This window comes from Frankia sp. CgJB1, assembly GCF_977947065.1.
Window position 1 is genome coordinate 52,870 of sequence record NZ_CDWTNB010000001.1, and the last position, 17,160, is coordinate 70,029.

A 17,160-nucleotide genomic window follows, 5' to 3' on the forward strand; every position below is an offset into this window, starting at 1 on the left:
TCGCGTCCTGGAGTAGATCCGCGCAGGCCCGCCGCCCATCATGGGCGGCGGGCTTTCGTTTTAGTGCCGTCGCACCGCCGCGTCGTCGCTTGCACGGGGGAGAGACAGATGTCCGATCCGGGAGTTTCCGCGGGACGATGTCCCGCGGGTCGCGAGGCGGCTGCCCGCCGGTGATGACGATGACCGACGGGCTGGTTCGGCTGCGGCTGAACCTCTCCTACGACGGGACGCCGTTCGCAGGATGGGCCCGCCAGCCCGGCCAACGCACCGTGCAGGGCGATGTGGAGGATGCCCTTATGCGGGTGGCGCGGTTGCCGGCGGTACGGCTCACCGTCGCCGGACGGACCGATTCGGGCGTCCACGCCGTCGGCCAGGTAGCGCACGTTGATCTCCCGGACGACGTGCCGCTCGGCGGCCTCGCGCGGCGGCTGAACGGTGTCCTGGACCGGGCCGTGCGGATCATCGGGCTCGCCCCGGCACCGCCCGGCTTCGACGCCAGATTTTCCGCACTCTCCCGCCGCTACGTCTACCGCATCACCGACGCTCCGTATGGAGCCGAACCCCTGCGGCGCTTCGACACCCTGGCCTGGCCTCGTCCGCTCGACGTGCCCGCGATGGCGGCGGCGGCGCTGTTCCTGGTTGGCGAGCATGACTTCGCCGCGTTCTGCCGGCGCCGGGAGGGCGCGACGACCGTCCGCACGCTGCTGCGCCTCGATGTGCTCCGCCGGCCTGACGGGGTCGTCGTGGCCGACGTCGAGGCCGACGCCTTCTGCCACTCCATGGTCCGGGCGCTGGTCGGCGCCCTGCTTGCCGTCGGGGAGGGCCGCAAGCCGCCCCAGTGGCCCGCGGCGGTGCTGCACCGAGGTGTCCGGGACCCTGCCGTCACCGTTGCGCCGGCGCACGGCCTGACGCTGGTGGACGTGCGTTACCCGCCCGATCCTGAGTTGGCCGCCCGGGCCGAGGTCACCCGGGCCGTTCGGATTCCCCCCACGCCGTCCGGTTGAGGGTGGGGCCTGGTCGCCGGTGGGCCCGGTCGCCGGTGGGTCAGTGGCGCGGGCCGTGGCCGAGTACTGCTCGGTCTCCGATGGGCTCGGTCGCGAGTGTGCTCAGATCGGTCTGGGCGTTCCGCAGCGCGGGATCGGTCCCTGCTCCCTGGGTGCCGTCGGTGTAGGCGACCTGCGTGTAGATGAGGTAGTGCCCGCGGGTGATCGCGCCCCGCCACGAGTTGTTCCCACCCGGGCCGGTGGTCCGCGCGTTCGGAATCGAGTTGGCCGGGACGGGGAGGGGCACGATGCCACCGCGCCCCTGGTTGAGGATGTCCGCGGTGGCGGTGGCGGTGGTGAGCTCGTCGAGGACGAAGACGGTGACGCCGGCCAGCACCTGGCGTCCGCCGTCCCCCGGGGTGCTGAGGAACAGCGTCCGCACCACCTGCCGGCAGCGCCGGTCCTTGAGCTGCGTGACCAGACCACCGGTGAGATCTGGGCAACCGTTGTCCAGTTTGCGGGCGAGCCGCCGGTAGTTCCGTCCCTCGGCCTCGACCTGCTCGTCGGAGAAGAACTCGTCGGCGGTCACCGGGTCGGAGTCGAGGGTCGCGCTGTTGAGGAAGCCGGCCGGGATTGGTGGGAGCGTCTGCCGGGTGGTGGGCGTCTCGCGCCCGTTGTGCCCGTTGTCCCCGCTGCGTACCATCACGACCGCGACCGCCGCGACGAGGACGAGGACGGCCCCGGCGACGCCGGCCAGCAACCGCCGAGTGTCGCGGACCCCACGGCCCCCGGCCTGGTCCTGAGTGCTCCGCCCCCACCTCGACGGGTACGCGCCACGGGCGCTCGATGCGGCGGTGGCGGACGGTGCCGACCCGTTGATCGGATCGTCGTCGATCGAATGGATGTCGACCGGATCGCCGTCGCCGAATCCGCCATCAGCCGCGGCGGGTGGGTGAGATTCGCCGGTTTCACCGATGCGGGTGGGACCGCCAGTAACGGCATCTGTGCCGGGGGAGACACCCGGATAGGCCGGCGTGCCCGAGTCCCGTGGACGGGATGCCGGGCGCTCATAGCGGGTCGGACCCGGCTGCGGTACGGATGCGGCGCCGGTCCCGGCTGGCTCCGTGCCCAAGCTCGTGGTGGTCGGGGACGGTGTTATGCCGAGCGATGTGGTGTCGGGCTGCGTGGTGTCGGGCGGTGTGATCCGCAGGGAGGTCGGCTTCGGCGAGAACGAGTACGTCCGGGATCCCCCGAACAGGGGATCGTCGGCGGGGGGAGTCCAGCCGTCGAGGTCGGGGTGCGGGCCACCTGGGCGGGGAATCGTCACTGCTGTCGGGCCCGTGGTGCCTCCCCGGTCGGCCGGACCGGTTGCCGGACCGCCGCCCTCCGGCGCGCCGGCCGACCGCCGGCCCTCAGCCGGCGCGGGAAACGTCCGATCGTGGCCGGCGCCTCCGGACAGCGGGGTCGGCCCCTCGTGCCCGGGGGCTTCGTGCCCCTCGCGCCCGTCGGATCGCCCGCTGCCCATCTCCGTCATCCTGGTGAGAATAGCCAGCTTGTTGGCGGGATTCAGCGCGGTCAGGTGTCCATGGTCGGTGGCCGGGCCGCCTGCATGTCCGTCTCCCCTGCATGTCCGCACTGCCGGTACTGCCGGTACTCCCGCTTTCCGTGCCCCCCGGGTGGACCGGCCTCCCGGGTGGACCGCTCCGATCGCCTGGTAACCTCAAAGACTGCTGCGCGTGACACGTCCCGTCTGCGCGCTCCACATTCTTGACGAGATCATTCTTGACGAGATCCGTGAGAGGCCCCTTGGGAGTCTCCTGGCGGGATCGTCCGAACGAGAAGGCAGACCTGTGCGCACGTACCAGCCCAAGCCCGCGGATGTCCAGCGTGTGTGGCACGTCATCGATGCCACCGACGTGGTGCTCGGTCGGCTGGCGACCCAGGCCGCCACGCTCCTGCGTGGAAAGCACAAGCCGTACTTCGCTCCACACATCGACACCGGCGACTTCGTCATCGTGATCAACACGGGCAAGGTCGCCCTGAGTGGGAACAAGCGGGAGCAGGCCCAGTACCACCGGCACTCCGGCTTCCCGGGCGGTCTGCGCAGCACCTCCTACGGGGAGCTGCTCGATACCCGTCCGCAGATCATCGTCGAGAAGGCGATCAAGGGCATGCTGCCGAAGAACAAACTCGGCCGAGCCCAGGGGACCAAGCTGAAGGTCTATGCGGGTCCGACCCACCCGCATCAGGCGCAGCAGCCCACCCCATTCGAGATCATCCAGGTCGCGCAGTAGCCGCGGACCTCCTGAGCCGGTCGCCGGGCGGGGTCCTCCCGCCCGCCGGTACCGGCCCCGGGAACCACGCATCAACCGAGGAAGGAACGCGACGTGGCTGTCGTGACCGACGTACAGGGCAATCCCCGCGCCACCGGGCGGCGCAAGGAGGCGGTCGTCCGGGTGCGTCTGCTCCCGGGGACCGGGCAGTGGACGCTCAACGGGCGCATGCTTGAGCAGTATTTCCCGAACAAGGTGCACCAGCAGCTCGTCAACGAGCCGCTCAAGGCACTGGATCGGACGGAGTCGTACGACATCGTCGCCCGGCTGCACGGTGGCGGCGTCTCCGGGCAAGCCGGTGCGCTGCGGCTCGCCCTCGCCCGCGCGTTGACGCTGGCGGAGGAGGAGTCCCGGCCTACCCTGAAGAAGGCCGGCTTCCTGACCCGTGACGCTCGGGTCAAGGAGCGTAAGAAGTACGGGCTCAAGAAGGCCCGCAAGGCTCCGCAGTACAGCAAGCGCTGACCTTGGATCCCCTTCGCGGGCGTGCCCCCGGAGGCGCGCTCCTGGAGGGGATCGGTGCCACCGGTGCCCCCCTTGGTCTCCGCCACGATCTTCGACAAGGGAGACCTCAATGGTGAGGCTCTTTGGCACCGACGGCGTCCGAGGTGTCGCCAACATCGATCTAACCGCGGAGCAGGCGTTGTCGCTGGCTTCCGCGGCGGTCGAGGTTCTCGCTGGGCCGAACCGGGCGAGTGGGCCCTCCGGGTCCGGTAAGCCGGTAGTGGTCGTCGGCCGGGACACGCGGCCCTCCGGGGAGTTCCTGGAGGCCGCGGTGGTCGCCGGGCTCGCAGCCTCCGGTGCCGACGTGGCCCGGATCGGGGTGGCACCCACGCCCGCGGTGGCTTACGCCGTCGCAGCCAGCGGCGCGATGTTCGGTGTCATGCTCTCCGCCAGCCACAACCCGATGCCGGACAACGGTATCAAGCTGTTCGCCGCCGGCGGCCTCAAACTGCCCGACGAGGTCGAGGACGCCATCGAGCGGCGGATGGCCCTACCTCCCAGCCGCCGTCCCGTCGGCGCCGACGTCGGTCGGGTCCACGACGAACCGGTTCTCCTCGACCGGTATGCGGCGCATCTGCTGGCCACGCTGCCGGTGCCGCTCGACGGCCTGCGGGTCGTCGTCGACTGTGCCCAGGGCGCCGCCTCCACCTTGGCCCCTCGGGTGCTGCGGGCGGCCGGAGCCGATGTCGTCGCGCTGCACGCCGACGGCGACGGGACAGCGATCAACGACGGCAGCGGTGCCACCCATCTCGACAGCCTGCGTGCCGCGGTCGTGGCGTACGGTGCCGACGTCGGCATCGCCCATGACGGCGACGCGGACCGTTGCCTCGCCGTGGACGCGACCGGTGAGGTCGTCGACGGCGACCAGATCCTGGCGATGTGTGCTCTGGCGCTGGCCGAGCGGGGTGAGCTGGTCGACGACACGGTGGTGGTCACCGTGATGTCGAATCTGGGCTTTCACCACGCGATGCGGGAGGCCGGTATCACCGTCGTCACCACACCCGTCGGGGACCGGTACGTGCTGGAGGCGATGCGCGCCGGAGGCTACGTGCTCGGCGGTGAGCAGAGCGGGCACGTGGTGTTCCTGGACTACGCGACGACCGGCGACGGGTTGTTGACGGCGTTGCGGATCCTGGGCCGGGTCGCCGAGACCGGACAACCGCTCGGCGAGCTCACCAAGGCGATGACCCGGTTGCCCCAGGTGTTGGTGAACGTGCGTGGCGTCGACCGGACGCAGGTGGACACCAATGAGAAACTGCTGCGGGCCGTCGCCCTGGCCAAGGCGGAACTCGGTGACGAGGGTCGGGTGCTGCTGCGGTCGTCCGGCACCGAACCCCTCGTGCGGGTGATGGTCGAGGCGGGCACCGACGCCGCCGCGCGGGCGGTCGCACAGCGGCTCGCCGCCGTCGTGCGCACCGCGTTGCCGCCGGCGCGCTGACCGATCCCGTCGCTGACCGGTCCCGCCGCGGCCACAAGCGGACACCTTGCCCCGAGCGTCCCCCGGTACGCTCTCACTTCCGGGAACCTGCGTACGCTGAGCCGCATGTGCGGGATCATCGGTTACGTCGGCGACCAGGCGGCACTGGATGTCGGATTGAACGGTCTGCGGCGGTTGGAGTACCGGGGTTACGACTCGTCGGGTGTCGCCGTGGTCGGCGCCGGGGCACTGCGGACGGCGCGTCGTGCCGGCAAGCTGTCCAACCTCGAGAAGCTGCTCGCCGAGAATCCGGATTCCAGGCCGATGCCCGGCACCACCGGCATGGGGCATACCCGGTGGGCCACGCACGGTGGACCGACCGACGCGAACGCCCATCCGCACACCGACTGCACCGGCGCCATCGCCGTCATCCACAACGGGATCATCGAGAACTTCGCCGCATTGCGGGTCGAGCTGGAGACGGTCGGCCACGAGCTCGCCAGTGAGACCGACACGGAGGTCGTCGCCCATCTCCTCGAAGTCGAGCTTGCTGGTGCCGGCGCTGGTGCCGACCGCGGGTACGACGGGGGCGCGCATCCGCTGACCGCCGCGCTGCGACGGGTCTGCCGGCGGCTGGAAGGCGCGTTCACCCTGGTCGTGCTGCACCGCGACTTCCCGGAGGTGGTTGTCGGGGCCCGGCGCAACAGCCCGCTAGTCGTGGGGCTTGGTCAGGGGGAGACCTTCCTCGCCAGCGACGTCTCGGCCTTCATCGCCCACACCCGGGAGGCGCTGGAGATCGGGCAGGATCAGGTGGTCGAGGCTCGCCGGGACGGCGTGACGGTGACCGACTTCGGCGGCCAGATCATCGAGGGCCGGCGGTACCACGTCGACTGGGATGCCAGCGCCGCCGAGAAGGGCGGCTACCCGTACTTCATGCTCAAGGAGATCAGCGAGCAGCCGACCGCCCTGGCAGACACGCTGCGCGGTCGGCTTTCCGCCGATGGTGCGATCGTGCTCGACGAGGAGCGGCTGTCTGTCCAGGATTTCCGGGATGTGGACAAGGTCTTCATCGTCGCCTGCGGTACCGCCTACCACGCCGGCCTCATCGCAAAGTACGCGATCGAGCACTGGACCAGGCTGCCCTGCGAGGTCGAGATGGCCTCGGAGTTTCGCTACCGCGACCCGGTGCTCGACCGGTCCACCCTCGTCATCGCGATCAGCCAGAGCGGCGAGACGCTGGACACGCTGATGGCGGTCAAACACGCGTGCGAGCAGAAGGCACGGGTGCTGGCCATCTGCAACACCAACGGTTCTACGATCCCTCGGGAGTCCGATGCGGTGCTGTACACCCGCTGCGGCCCGGAGGTGGGGGTCGCGTCCACCAAGACCTTCCTCGGGCAGGTCGCCGCGTGCCTTCTCGTTGGCCTGTTCCTGGCCCAGGTGCGCGGCGTGCTCTACGGCGACGAGGTCGCTGCGTACGTCGAGCGGCTCCAGCGTATGCCCGAGCTGATCGAACGGACGCTGGGAACGGTCGAGCCGGTGCGGGAGCTCGCCCGTGCCTTGGCCGACGCGAGGGCGGTGCTCTTCCTCGGTCGTCATGTGGGGTACCCGGTGGCCCTGGAAGGGGCCCTCAAGCTCAAGGAACTCGCCTACATGCACGCCGAGGGGTTCCCGGCAGGGGAGCTCAAGCACGGGCCGATCGCGCTCATCGAGCCCGGCCTGCCGGTGTTCGTTGTTGTGCCGTCCCCACGGGGTCATGCGAACCTGCACGGAAAGATCGTTTCTAACATCCAGGAAGTCCGGGCGCGTGGCGCCCGCACGATCGTGATCGCGGAAGAGAGCGACACCGCCGTCGAACCGTTCGCCGATCATCTCATCCGCGTGCCCGCGACCGCGTCGCTGTTCGCGCCCCTGGTCACGACGCTACCGCTGCAGGTCTTCGCGTGCGAGCTGGCGCTTGCGCGCGGCCTCGATGTCGATCAGCCGCGTAACTTGGCGAAGTCGGTCACAGTCGAATAAGCCCTTCCCCACACTGCGCCTTCGGCGCGGTGTGGGGACCCCTGGCATCGGGCGGCGTACCGGCGCGGCGGGGGGGGGCTGGGCTCGGGCCTGCCTGGTCAGGTGGACGGCGTCGCTCCGTGCTGACGGCCGTGCCAGGCGACCGTCGCCTCCCACAGCGCATCGGCGACGGCGTCGTTGTCGTCGGCGGCGTCGAGCAGGGTCTCGACGAGTTCGGCGCGAGGGGCGCGGCTGAGGAAGACGCGCATCGCGGCGTGGACCGGGTCGTCGGTGAAGAGGGTCTCCTCACCGAGGATCGCGCCGTCCTCCCCCTCGATGTCCTCGTCGTCCTCGGCGAGTCCCGCCGAGCTGGTGGCCACGAGGGCGACCGCGACCGCATGCCGGCAGAACGAGCCGGTGGATCCCTCGGTGCAGGTACAGCCCGTCCGTGGCCCGTCGTCGGCCGCCTCCAGGCGGACCTCGTACGAACCGTCGTCGTCCACCGTGCCGGATGCGTTGGTGGGGCGGATGCGGAGTTGTTCGACTCGACCGAGAAGGGCCAGATTCACCCCTTCTATGAAGACGTCGGTGCCGGCGTGCTGTGCGCAGGCACGTTCCTCGAAGGCTGCCTCGAGCGGGGTGACGGCGTCTCCGCCGTGCCCGTTCTCCCCGGACCCCGAAATGATCACTGCTCAATCCTACGGAATTCGCGCGGTTCGGGGATGCCTAGGCGAGTAGGTCTTGTTATCGATTGCATCGCGATATATCGTGAGCCTACGTGATGAGGTGTGAGCGGATGGCTCCGGTCGCGCCGACCCGAAGGGAATGATCGTGGTTTCACAGGTGATGTCGGGCCCATGGGGCCGCTGGGGATGCGAGGCCGGGTTCGGCCCGTCCCGGCTGCGGGACTTCTTCGAGGCGGTGAGCGCCTGGGGGGAGTGTGGCGGCCGGTCGGAGGCGGTGGCCGGCGAGCAGGACCACTCCGAGAGCGGTCGCGCCGGCCGTGGTGGCCACGGCGGGCATCGTGAGCACGGTGGGCACGGAGGAGGCGGGCCGAGAGGCCGCCGGGGCGGACCGGGCTGGCCGTTCGGCGGCTTTCCCGGCCCGGGGTTCGGTCTGGGGTTCGGCGGCCCCGGTTTTGGCGGTCCCGGCAGCTTCGGCCGTGGGCCGAAGGTGGGGCGGGGTGACGTCCGGGAGGCGCTGCTCGCGCTGCTGGCCGAGGAGCCCATGCACGGCTACCAGATGATCCGTGAGCTCGCGGAGCGTAGTGGTGGCATCTGGCGGCCGAGCCCGGGGTCGGTCTACCCGGTCCTGTCGCTGCTGGCCGACGAGGGGCTCGTGCGCGCGGAGGAGGCGGAGGGCAAGCGAGTCTTCCATCTCACCGACGCCGGGCGGGCGCACGTCGAGGCACGCGCAAGGGGGCGCAAGCCGTGGGAGACTGCCGCGGCGGCGGTCGATGACGATCTCACCAGTTTGCGAACGCTGGCGTTCGCCGTCGGTGCGGCCATCGTCCAGGTGGCCCAGGCCGGAGACGAAGCGCAGATCGTCGCGGCGCGGTCCCTGCTCGCCGAGACCCGCCGTGGTCTCTACCAGATCCTCGCCGGGGACGATGTCGAGCCCCCGATGAGACCGGAGGGTGCCGCCACGGGTACCGGCGCGGACAAGGGCCGCACCGCTCCCGATGGTGGCAGCAAGGACGACGGCAACGGCGGATCGGCCCCGGGGCGGGCTGCGACGCGCTGATCGACGAAGCGTTGATCAGCGGGGCGCGGGCGCCTCGGCGAGGTGGGCGTGAACCGGCTAGCGGGGACCTCACCGGCCGTCCCGGTGCCGACGGCGGGGTAACACCGCGTTTGTGGGAACCTTCCCAGGTGGCGGTGGTGGGCGTCGGCGTGGACGTGGTGGATGTTGACCGGTTCGCCGTGACGCTGGCACGCACGCCGGGCATCGCGATGAGGCTGTTCACCGCGACCGAACGGAGCCTCGCCCGGCCCGAGCGGTTGGCCGCCCGGTTCGCGGCGAAGGAGGCGGTCGCCAAGGTTCTCGGCGCACCCCCCGGTCTCGAGTGGCACGACACCGAGGTGGTTCTCGGTACTGGGGGGCGACCGTCGTTACGGATTATCGGCACGGTGGCCGCCGCGGCGGCCCGGCTCGGCATCGCGTCCTGGCATCTCTCGCTCACCCACGACGGCGGCGTGGCCGTGGCGATGGTCGTTGCCGAGACCTGAGCACGGTCGGGTCCGGTGGGCCCGTGCCGGCCTGTCGGGCGCCCGCGGATCGGAGCGGGGCAGCATGTCGGCATGCGCAATGCCCATACGGTTGAACAGGTTCGAGGTGCCGAGGCGCCGCTGCTCGCCTCGCTGCCCCCCGGCGCTCTGATGCAGCGGGCGGTGCACGGGCTCGTCGCGCACGCCGCACGACGCCTCGGGCGGGTCTACGGTGCCCGCGTCGTCGTGCTCGCCGGCGGTGGCGACAACGGTGGTGACGCCCTCTGGGCCGGAGCGCGGCTGGCCGCCCGAGGGGCGCGGGTTGATGCGGTGGCACCCGGCCGCACCCATCCGGAAGGCACCGCCGCCCTGCTCGCGGCCGGTGGTCGACTGCACCATCCGGGTCCGGTGGTGGGCGGGAGCGGTCCGGCGGGTGCGGGGCAGCCGATCGACGATGAGCGGCTGCGTATTCTGTTCGCCGCCGCCGATCTGGTGCTGGACGGGTTGCTCGGCATCGGTGGCCGGGCCGGGCTGCGCGAGCCGTACGCCCGGCTCGCCGTTCTGGCGCCCCCCGAACGGACGGTGGCGGTCGACGTCCCCAGCGGGGTGGACGCGGATACCGGGGCCGTCGCGGGGCCGGCGGTCCGGGCGAGCAGTACCGTCACCTTCGGTACCCGCAAACGCGGCTTGTGGCTCATGCCCGGTGCCGCCCACACCGGTCCCGTCGAGCTGGTCGACATCGGACTGAACCTGCCTGAACCCGACCTGTGCGCTCTCGACGATGCCGACGTTGCCGCGGCGCTGCCCGTTCCCAGCCCGAGGGCGTCCAAGTACAGTCGCGGGGTCCTTGGCCTCGTTGCCGGCAGCGGCGCCTATCCGGGCGCCGCGGTGCTCGCGGTCGGCGGCGCGCTGCGCGGCGGCGCCGGGTATCTGCGGGTAGTGACCGAGGGGCACGCTGAGAAGGCCGAGGGGCACGCCGAGAAGGTCGCGGGCGAGGCCGTCGGCGCGGTCGTGAGCAGGGCCGGCGATTTCGTGCGGATGTCGCATCCCGAGGCCGTCGTGACCGCCATCGAGGCCGGTGACGCCGACGCGATGCTGGCCGCTGGCCGGGTCCAGGCCTGGGCGATCGGCCCGGGCCTGGCGCCGGGACCCGCGGTCCGTACCTTGCTGACGGCGTTGCTGGCGACGGACCTTCCGGTCCTGGTCGACGCGGGAGGCCTCGACCCGCTTGCCGAGATCATCGCGGCGCGGCTCGCTGCCGTCGTCGAGCGGGCGGCGCCGGTGCTGATCACACCGCATGAGGGCGAGTTCCAGCGGTTCGTCTCGGTCGCCCTTGGCGGGGATGCGCAGACCACCGCCGCCGAACTCGCCGACGATCGGCTCGCCGTTCTCCGGCGGGCCGCGGCGGCGACGGGAGCGGTGATCCTGCTCAAGGGCGCCCGCACGCTCGTCGTGCGGCCGGATGGATCGGCGCTGGTCAACACGACCGGATCGGCATGGCTGGGAACCGCCGGGACCGGTGACGTGTTGACCGGCCTGATCGGGTCGCTGCTCGCCGCCGGGCTCGTCCCGGCGACGGCCGGGGCGGTCGGCGCCTATCTGCACGGCCGGGCCGCCGAGCGGGCCCCCGTGCCGCTGGCAGCGAATGATCTGCCCGCCATCCTGCCCCAGGTCATCGGCGACCTGCTCGACCAGCGACGGATGCCACGCGGAGTAGCGTGACGGCGTGACCGAACAGCGGGCCGATCCTCCTGCCGGGAATGATCTTCGTTCCTATGTCGCCATCGATCTCGACGCGGTCCGCACGTCGGTGGCCGCCCTCGTCGCCCGGGCAGGCGACGCCGCCACCATGGCGGTCGTCAAGGCTGACGGCTACGGCCATGGCATGATCCCGTGCGCGCGGGCGGCCCTGGAGGGCGGGGCCACCTGGCTCGGCACGGCGTTCCTCGAGGAGGCGCTCGCCCTGCGCGCGGCCGGGTTCACCGTCCCGGTGCTGTCCTGGCTCGCGGCGCCCAGTGAATCGTTCGCCGCCGCCATCGCCGCGGATGTCGACCTGTCCGCGTCCGCGGGCTGGGCGCTCGAGGAGACCGCCGCGGCGGCCCGGCGGACCGGCCGTACCGCCCGGGTGCACCTCAAGGCGGACACGGGCCTCGGCCGGGCGGGAGCCACGGAGGCCGACTGGCCGGCGCTGTGCGACGCCGCGGCGGCACTCGAGGCCGAGGGCGTGATCGAGGTGATCGGCGTGTGGAGCCACTTCGCGTTCGCCGATGCCCCCGGGCATCCCACGGTGCAGGGTCAGATCGGGCGTTTCCGGGATGCGATCGACATCGCCACGAAGGCGGGGCTACACCCATCCGTGCGGCATCTGGCGAACTCGGCGGCCACCCTGGTCAGCCCGGAGGCGCATTTCGACCTGGTCCGACCGGGAGTGTCCGTTTACGGACTGTCCCCGGGCCCGGAGGTCGGGCCGCCGGCGGCCTTCGGTCTGCGCCCCGCGATGACGCTGACGACGCACGCCGCGTTGACCAAGCGGGTACCGGCGGGAACCGGCGTCTCCTACGCGCACCGGTACACGACAACACGCGAGACGACGCTCGCCGTGGTGCCGCTGGGCTACGCCGACGGCATCCCCAGGTCCGCGACGAACACCGCGGAGGTGCTGTTCGGCGGGCGGCGCCGCCGCATCGCCGGCACGGTCTGCATGGATCAGTTCGTCCTCGATGTGGGTGACGACCAGGTGGCGGCCGGCGACGAGGTGCTGCTCTTCGGCCCCGGTGACCGCGGCGAACCGACCGCGGACGACTGGGCTGCGGCGCTGGGCACCATCAACTACGAGATCGTCAGCCGGGTCGGGGCTCGGGTCCCCCGCCGCTACGTCTGATGACAGCCCGTCGGGCGGCCTCTCGGGCAGCGCCGGACGAGTCGAAGATGCGGGATGCGGGCTCAGCCGCAGCCGCCGGGGCCGCAGGCACCGCCGGAACCGTGACCGCCGGTGGGCGACACGTGGCCGCCGAGCGAGCCGCGCTCCATCCGCCGACGCACGGGGCGGGAGACGGCGGCCTCGCGCTCGGCCTCCTCGAGACGGGAACGGGTAGTCAGTGTCAGCATCACCGGCCCGGCCGACACCGGAGCCGGAGCCGCGGCGCCGGGGCCCTCGGCCGGCTCGGTGTCGTCCGGCACCCCCAGCGCGGCGGCGCGCTCCGGGCCCGTCAGACGACGGCCGGCGCTCGCCGGGATGTCCTTGCTCCTGTGCCACCTCAGCCGCACGATCTCCGCCTCCGGTCCACATCCGCTGATCGATCTGATCCCACCGGATCCGCCCGCTCCCGGCTTCTCGATCCAGTCGATCCAGTCGATCCAGCCGGGGGCAGCACTTCCACGGTAGTCGGCCCGCTCCCACCCGGTCCGGCGGGCGTCGGCGCTGTGGCCTACGCTCGGCTTGTCTTCTTCACGATATTTGTCGTCTTCACGACGCCCGGTGCCGTCGCGACGCGTCGCACCGGCGTGGATCCGGTGCCGTGGGGCGGGGCCCATTCCCTAGACTCGGCCCGGAGTCGTGACTGGCGCATCGAGGTGGAACTGACCACCGGGGAGCGATCGAGCGGAACGGTGCCGCGCGCCTGGGCACCCCCGGCCGGATCAGACCTGCCGGAGGTCAAGGTGCATCAACCACCGATTCCCCACCTCGCCGTCGCCGATCCCGAACTCGCCGGTCTCGTCGAGGCCGAAGCCACGCGCCAGTTCTCGTCGATCAGGCTGATCGCGTCGGAGAACTACGTCTCTACCGCGGTGCTGGAGGCGTCCGGCTCCGTGCTGACCAACAAGTACTCCGAGGGCTACGTCGGTCGGCGTTACTACGAGGGCCAGCAGGTCATCGATCCGATCGAGACGCTTGCGGTCGACCGTGCCAAGGCGCTGTTCGGGGTCGAGCACGCCAACGTCCAGCCGTACTCGGGTTCCCCGGCGAACCTCGCCGTCTATCTGGCCTTCGCCGAGCCAGGGGACACCGTGATGGGCCTGTCGTTGCCGATGGGCGGCCATCTGACCCACGGCTGGAGCGTCTCCGCGACCGGCACGTGGTTCCGCAGCGTCCGGTACGGCGTGCGCGCCGGCACCGGCCGCATCGACCTGGACCAGGTGCGCGACCTCGCCCTGGCCGAGCGTCCCAGGATTATTTTCTGCGGCGGTACGGCGATCCCGCGGACGATCGACTTCCCGGGGTTCGCCGCGATCGCGCGGGAGGTCGGGGCGGTGCTCGTCGCGGACATCGCGCACATCGCCGGGCTGATCGCGGGCGGGGCACACCCCTCGCCGGTGGGGCACGCCCCGGTGATCTCCACCACCACGCACAAGACGCTGCGCGGCCCGCGCGGGGCGATGCTCCTCTCCGACGCCGAGCACGCCACCGCGATCGACAAGGCGGTGTTCCCGGGCCTGCAGGGCGGGCCGCACAACCACACCACCGCGGCGATCGCCGTCGCCCTGCGTGAGGCGGTGGCACCCGCGTTCCGCGACTACGCGCACGCGGTCGTGGCGAACGCCCGCGCGCTGGCCGAGGCCCTGGTGGAGCGGGGCTTCGACCTGGTCACCGGCGGTACCGACAACCATCTGATCCTGATCGACCTGACCGGCAGGGACATCGGCGGCAAGCCCGCGGCCCGGGCGCTCGACCAGGCCGGGATCGAGCTGAACTACAACGCGGTGCCCTTCGACCAGCGCAGGCCCTTCGACCCGTCCGGTATCCGACTGGGAACCGCCGCCATCACCACCCGCGGCCTGGGCGCCGGTCACATGCCGGTGCTCGCCGGCTGGATCGACGATGTCGTCAAGGCCGCCGTGGCCGGCGACACCGCGACCATCACCCGGGTCCGGGAGCAGGTCACCGAGCTGACCGCCGCCTTCCCGATGCCGGGCTTCGCCTGAGCACGGGATCCGCGTACAGGCCCGGTAAGCGGCCCCGGCCGCACATCCGACGCTCCCCAGGCCCCGGCTGACGCCCCCCACGTCCCGGCCGGGGGGCCCGTCGGCCGGCGTGGCCGGGTGCATCATCGGTGCAGAAGAGGCACCGAGGAGAGGTGGCGCCGATGGCGAAGACCGTGGGTGCGATCGCGGGTTTCCGCTCGGCTCGGGCCACGGGGTCGCTCGGGGTGGTCGGTGCCGCTGCCGTCGCGGCGGGCCTGGTCGCCGAGCGGCGGATGATCCGCCGTCGGCGTGGGATGGCCGATCTCGCGTCCGACGCGCGGATCGAGCCGATCAGGGGTTGGGTCACCACCGTGATCGCGGGGGACGGTATTCCGCTGTACATCGAGGAGATCGGCCCGTCGGACGCCCCGGTGACGCTGGTGTTCGTCCACGGGTTCTGCGTCACGGCCGATTCCTGGATCCTGCAGCAGCGGGCGCTCACGGACCTCGGCCGGATGGTCTTCTATGATCAGCGGGCGCATGGGCGTTCCGGGCCGTCCGAGGTCAAGAACTGCACCATCGACGTACTCGCCGACGACCTCTTCCGAGTGATCACCGAGCGGGTCCCCCGGGGGCCGATCATCCTGGTGGGCCATTCGATGGGCGGCATGACGGTGCTGGGTCTGGCCGACACCCACCCGGAACTGTTCGATGACCGCATCGTCGGGGTGGCCCTGCTCGCCACCAGCGCCGGTGAGCTGGCCCGGCTGACCTTCGGGCTGCCGGCGTCGGTGACCGGGGTGGTGCGCCGCGTTCTGCCGGGTTTCGCGGTCGGTATGCGGCACGCGCCGAGCCTGCTCGAACGTGCCCGGCGGCGGGGCAGCGACCTGTCGTGGGAGCTGACGCGGCGCATCGGGTTCGGATCGACCGAACTACCGCCGTCGGTGGTCTCCTTCCTGGCGACCATGGTCGCGGACACCCCGATCCCGGTCATCGCGGCGTTCCTGCCCACCCTGCTCGACCACGATCGGCTCGTGGCGGCCGAGCGGCTGGCGGAGATCCCGACCGTGCTCATCGTCGGGGACGCCGACCTGATGACCCCGCTTGCCCACAGCCGCACCCTGGCGGAGGTGTTGCCCCGGGCGGAGCTCATCGTCGAGGAGGGCGCCGGGCACGCCATCATGTTGGAACGCCCGGACGTGGTGAACGCCGCCATCCGGGAGATGGCACGGCAGGCGATGGTGCCACGCGCCATGCCGCGCCCGCGGTCGGTACGGGCCGACCGGTCGGCGCCGGCACAGACCGGTCGGTCGGGACGGACCGGTCGGTCGGGGTCGGCACGGGCCGGTCGGTCGGCACGGTCCGAGACATTCTCCGTCTCCCCACGCGGGCCCCGGAGCGAGGCGACGACGGAAGGCACATGAACACGGTCGAGGTGTCCACGGCGGAGCGCATGCGGGAGTTCGGGGCCTGGTTGGCCACCCTGCTGCGACCCGGGGACCTGCTCGTGCTCTCCGGCCCGCTTGGCGCGGGCAAGACGGTCCTGGCCCAGGGGATCGCGGCCGGGCTGGGCGTGCGGGAAACGGTCACCTCGCCGACGTTCGTGCTGGCCCGGATCTACCCGGACGGGCGGATTCCCCTCGTGCACGTGGACGCCTACCGGCTCGGTGGGGTCGCCGAGGTCGACGATCTCGACCTCGACGCCGACGTCGATACCTCGGTCACCGTGGTCGAGTGGGGCGTCGGTCTTGTGGAACGTCTCACGCAGGATCATCTGGAGATCGTGATCTCCCGGCCACGTGCCGATGAGGTCGGGGAGACTCGGATAGTCCGCCTCGTCCCGTCCGGGGCCAGCTGGATCGAACGGCTGCGCGCACGTGCGCCGGTGAGTTGAGACTCCCCGCATCGACCCGCCGCGCGCGGCGTGACATCGGTGGCATCGTGGTGGTGGAGCGGGTGCCCGCCGTGGTCGGCGAGGCGATCCGTAGTCTGGACGAGTGCTGGTGATGGCTCTTGACACATCCACGGCAGCGTGTTCGGTCGCGCTTGCCGAGCTGACGTCGTCCGACCCCGCGCGGCCGGTGAGTGGGACGGGTGGCGAGCGCGCCGCGCTCGGGGTGCACGTGTGGCCGCGAGCGGTCATGGTCACCGTCGACGCCCGCCGCCACGGGGAGTTGCTGGCGTCGTCGATGCGCGCGGTGCTTGCCGAGGGGGGTGCCCGCCCCACCGATCTCGACGTCGTGGTCGTGGGCGCCGGTCCCGGGCCGTTCACCAGTCTGCGGGTCGGGATGGTGACCGCCGCCGCCTTCGCTGACGCACTGGGCGTGCCGGTGCACGGGGTGTGCTCACTGGATGCCATCGGTGCCGCCACCGGCGGCTCCGTCGCCGTCGTGACGGATGCCCGTCGGCGCGAGGTCTTCTGGGCCTGTTACCGCGACGGGGTGCGGGTCGGCGATCCGGCCGTTGGCCGTCCGGCCGACGTCGTCCGGTTCCTGCGCGGCCTCGGTGTCGACCGCGTCGTCGGCCCGGGAACGGTGCTCTACCCGGAGCTCTTCGTCGAATTCGCCGCGGCCACAGCCGGTACCACGGCCGGGGAGGCGCCCGTGCCCGGCGCAGACCAGGCGGACGACGGCTATCCCCGGCCAGAGCTGCTCGTCGGTCTCGCCGGGGCCGACGTGCTGGCCGGGCGCGCTCCCCAGCCCCTCGTCCCGCTCTACCTGCGGCGGCCGGACGCGACCGAACCGCACACACCGAAGCCGGTCACGGTTTGACGCAGCCGCGATCACACCCTACCGGTCCGGATGGGCCGGATCTGCTCC

General features: G+C 71.7%; 16 protein-coding genes and 1 riboswitch. Of the genes, 13 read left to right on the top strand and 3 right to left on the bottom strand.

Translation table 11 applies throughout. The features are described 5' to 3' along the window. The first annotated feature begins 179 nt into the window (after positions 1-179). Positions 180-1,004, top strand: a complete 825-nt coding sequence (gene truA, locus AC08OT_RS00330) for a tRNA pseudouridine(38-40) synthase TruA (RefSeq protein WP_462202429.1) — start codon at positions 180-182, stop codon at positions 1,002-1,004. 40 nt (positions 1,005-1,044) lie between these two features. Here truA and AC08OT_RS00335 read toward each other — a convergent pair whose 3' ends face one another. Next, positions 1,045-2,517, bottom strand: a complete 1,473-nt coding sequence (locus AC08OT_RS00335; protein WP_476602449.1) for a hypothetical protein — start codon at positions 2,515-2,517, stop codon at positions 1,045-1,047. Between the two features lie 316 nt (positions 2,518-2,833). Here AC08OT_RS00335 and rplM point away from each other — a divergent pair, with 316 nt between their 5' ends. The 4 genes from rplM (at position 2,834) to glmS (ending at position 7,253) form a co-directional block, all read left to right on the top strand. Next, positions 2,834-3,277, top strand: a complete 444-nt coding sequence (gene rplM / locus AC08OT_RS00340; protein ID WP_476594853.1) for a 50S ribosomal protein L13 — start codon at positions 2,834-2,836, stop codon at positions 3,275-3,277. A gap of 93 nt (positions 3,278-3,370) precedes the next feature. Continuing rightward, positions 3,371-3,778 (top strand): 30S ribosomal protein S9, encoded by a 408-nt coding sequence (gene rpsI, locus AC08OT_RS00345; protein WP_476594507.1) that lies wholly within the window; start codon positions 3,371-3,373, stop codon positions 3,776-3,778. Positions 3,779-3,887: 109 nt separating this feature from the next. Further along, positions 3,888-5,255, top strand: coding sequence for a phosphoglucosamine mutase (gene glmM, locus AC08OT_RS00350; RefSeq protein ID WP_476594508.1), 1,368 nt, complete (start codon positions 3,888-3,890; stop codon positions 5,253-5,255). Positions 5,256-5,360: 105 nt separating this feature from the next. Beyond that, complete coding sequence (glmS, locus tag AC08OT_RS00355; protein ID WP_476594509.1) at positions 5,361-7,253, top strand: glutamine--fructose-6-phosphate transaminase (isomerizing); 1,893 nt, start codon at positions 5,361-5,363, stop codon at positions 7,251-7,253. A gap of 98 nt (positions 7,254-7,351) precedes the next feature. On the opposite strand, the gene AC08OT_RS00360 is transcribed toward glmS, so the two are convergent. Beyond that, positions 7,352-7,921, bottom strand: coding sequence for an SWIM zinc finger family protein (locus AC08OT_RS00360; protein ID WP_476594852.1), 570 nt, complete (start codon positions 7,919-7,921; stop codon positions 7,352-7,354). 136 nt (positions 7,922-8,057) lie between these two features. Between AC08OT_RS00360 and AC08OT_RS00365 the strand changes: the two genes are divergently transcribed. The 4 genes from AC08OT_RS00365 (at position 8,058) to alr (ending at position 12,320) form a co-directional block, all read left to right on the top strand. After that, positions 8,058-8,975: a PadR family transcriptional regulator gene (locus AC08OT_RS00365; RefSeq protein ID WP_476592310.1), complete on the top strand. Its 918-nt coding sequence runs from the start codon at positions 8,058-8,060 to the stop codon at positions 8,973-8,975. 128 nt (positions 8,976-9,103) lie between these two features. After that, a complete protein-coding gene (locus tag AC08OT_RS00370; RefSeq protein ID WP_476592311.1) occupies positions 9,104-9,460 on the top strand; it encodes a holo-ACP synthase in 357 nt (118 codons plus the stop codon). 72 nt (positions 9,461-9,532) lie between these two features. Further along, the gene (locus AC08OT_RS00375) at positions 9,533-11,161 is read left to right on the top strand and encodes an NAD(P)H-hydrate dehydratase (RefSeq protein ID WP_476592312.1); all 1,629 of its coding nucleotides are present in this window, start codon (positions 9,533-9,535) and stop codon (positions 11,159-11,161) included. A gap of 4 nt (positions 11,162-11,165) precedes the next feature. Continuing rightward, positions 11,166-12,320 carry an alanine racemase gene (alr, locus tag AC08OT_RS00380; protein ID WP_476592313.1) on the top strand — a complete coding sequence of 385 codons (1,155 nt, stop codon included), beginning with the start codon at positions 11,166-11,168 and terminating at the stop codon, positions 12,318-12,320. 62 nt (positions 12,321-12,382) lie between these two features. On the opposite strand, the gene AC08OT_RS00385 is transcribed toward alr, so the two are convergent. Then, positions 12,383-12,706: a hypothetical protein gene (locus AC08OT_RS00385; protein WP_462185717.1), complete on the bottom strand. Its 324-nt coding sequence runs from the start codon at positions 12,704-12,706 to the stop codon at positions 12,383-12,385. Positions 12,707-12,985: 279 nt separating this feature from the next. Next, positions 12,986-13,072: riboswitch (ZMP/ZTP riboswitch) on the top strand. 27 nt (positions 13,073-13,099) lie between these two features. Between AC08OT_RS00385 and AC08OT_RS00390 the strand changes: the two genes are divergently transcribed. The 4 genes from AC08OT_RS00390 to tsaB all read left to right on the top strand — a co-directional run bounded on the left by AC08OT_RS00390 (position 13,100) and on the right by tsaB (position 17,112). Next, a complete protein-coding gene (locus AC08OT_RS00390; protein ID WP_476592326.1) occupies positions 13,100-14,362 on the top strand; it encodes a serine hydroxymethyltransferase in 1,263 nt (420 codons plus the stop codon). A 161-nt stretch (positions 14,363-14,523) separates the two neighbouring features. Next, positions 14,524-15,765: an alpha/beta fold hydrolase gene (locus AC08OT_RS00395; RefSeq protein WP_476592314.1), complete on the top strand. Its 1,242-nt coding sequence runs from the start codon at positions 14,524-14,526 to the stop codon at positions 15,763-15,765. Further along, positions 15,762-16,235: a tRNA (adenosine(37)-N6)-threonylcarbamoyltransferase complex ATPase subunit type 1 TsaE gene (gene tsaE, locus AC08OT_RS00400; protein WP_476592315.1), complete on the top strand. Its 474-nt coding sequence runs from the start codon at positions 15,762-15,764 to the stop codon at positions 16,233-16,235. Before AC08OT_RS00395 ends, tsaE begins: the two co-directional genes overlap by 4 nt. A 112-nt stretch (positions 16,236-16,347) precedes the next feature. After that, positions 16,348-17,112, top strand: a complete 765-nt coding sequence (tsaB, locus tag AC08OT_RS00405; protein ID WP_476592316.1) for a tRNA (adenosine(37)-N6)-threonylcarbamoyltransferase complex dimerization subunit type 1 TsaB — start codon at positions 16,348-16,350, stop codon at positions 17,110-17,112. The last annotated feature ends 48 nt before the right edge of the window (positions 17,113-17,160 follow it).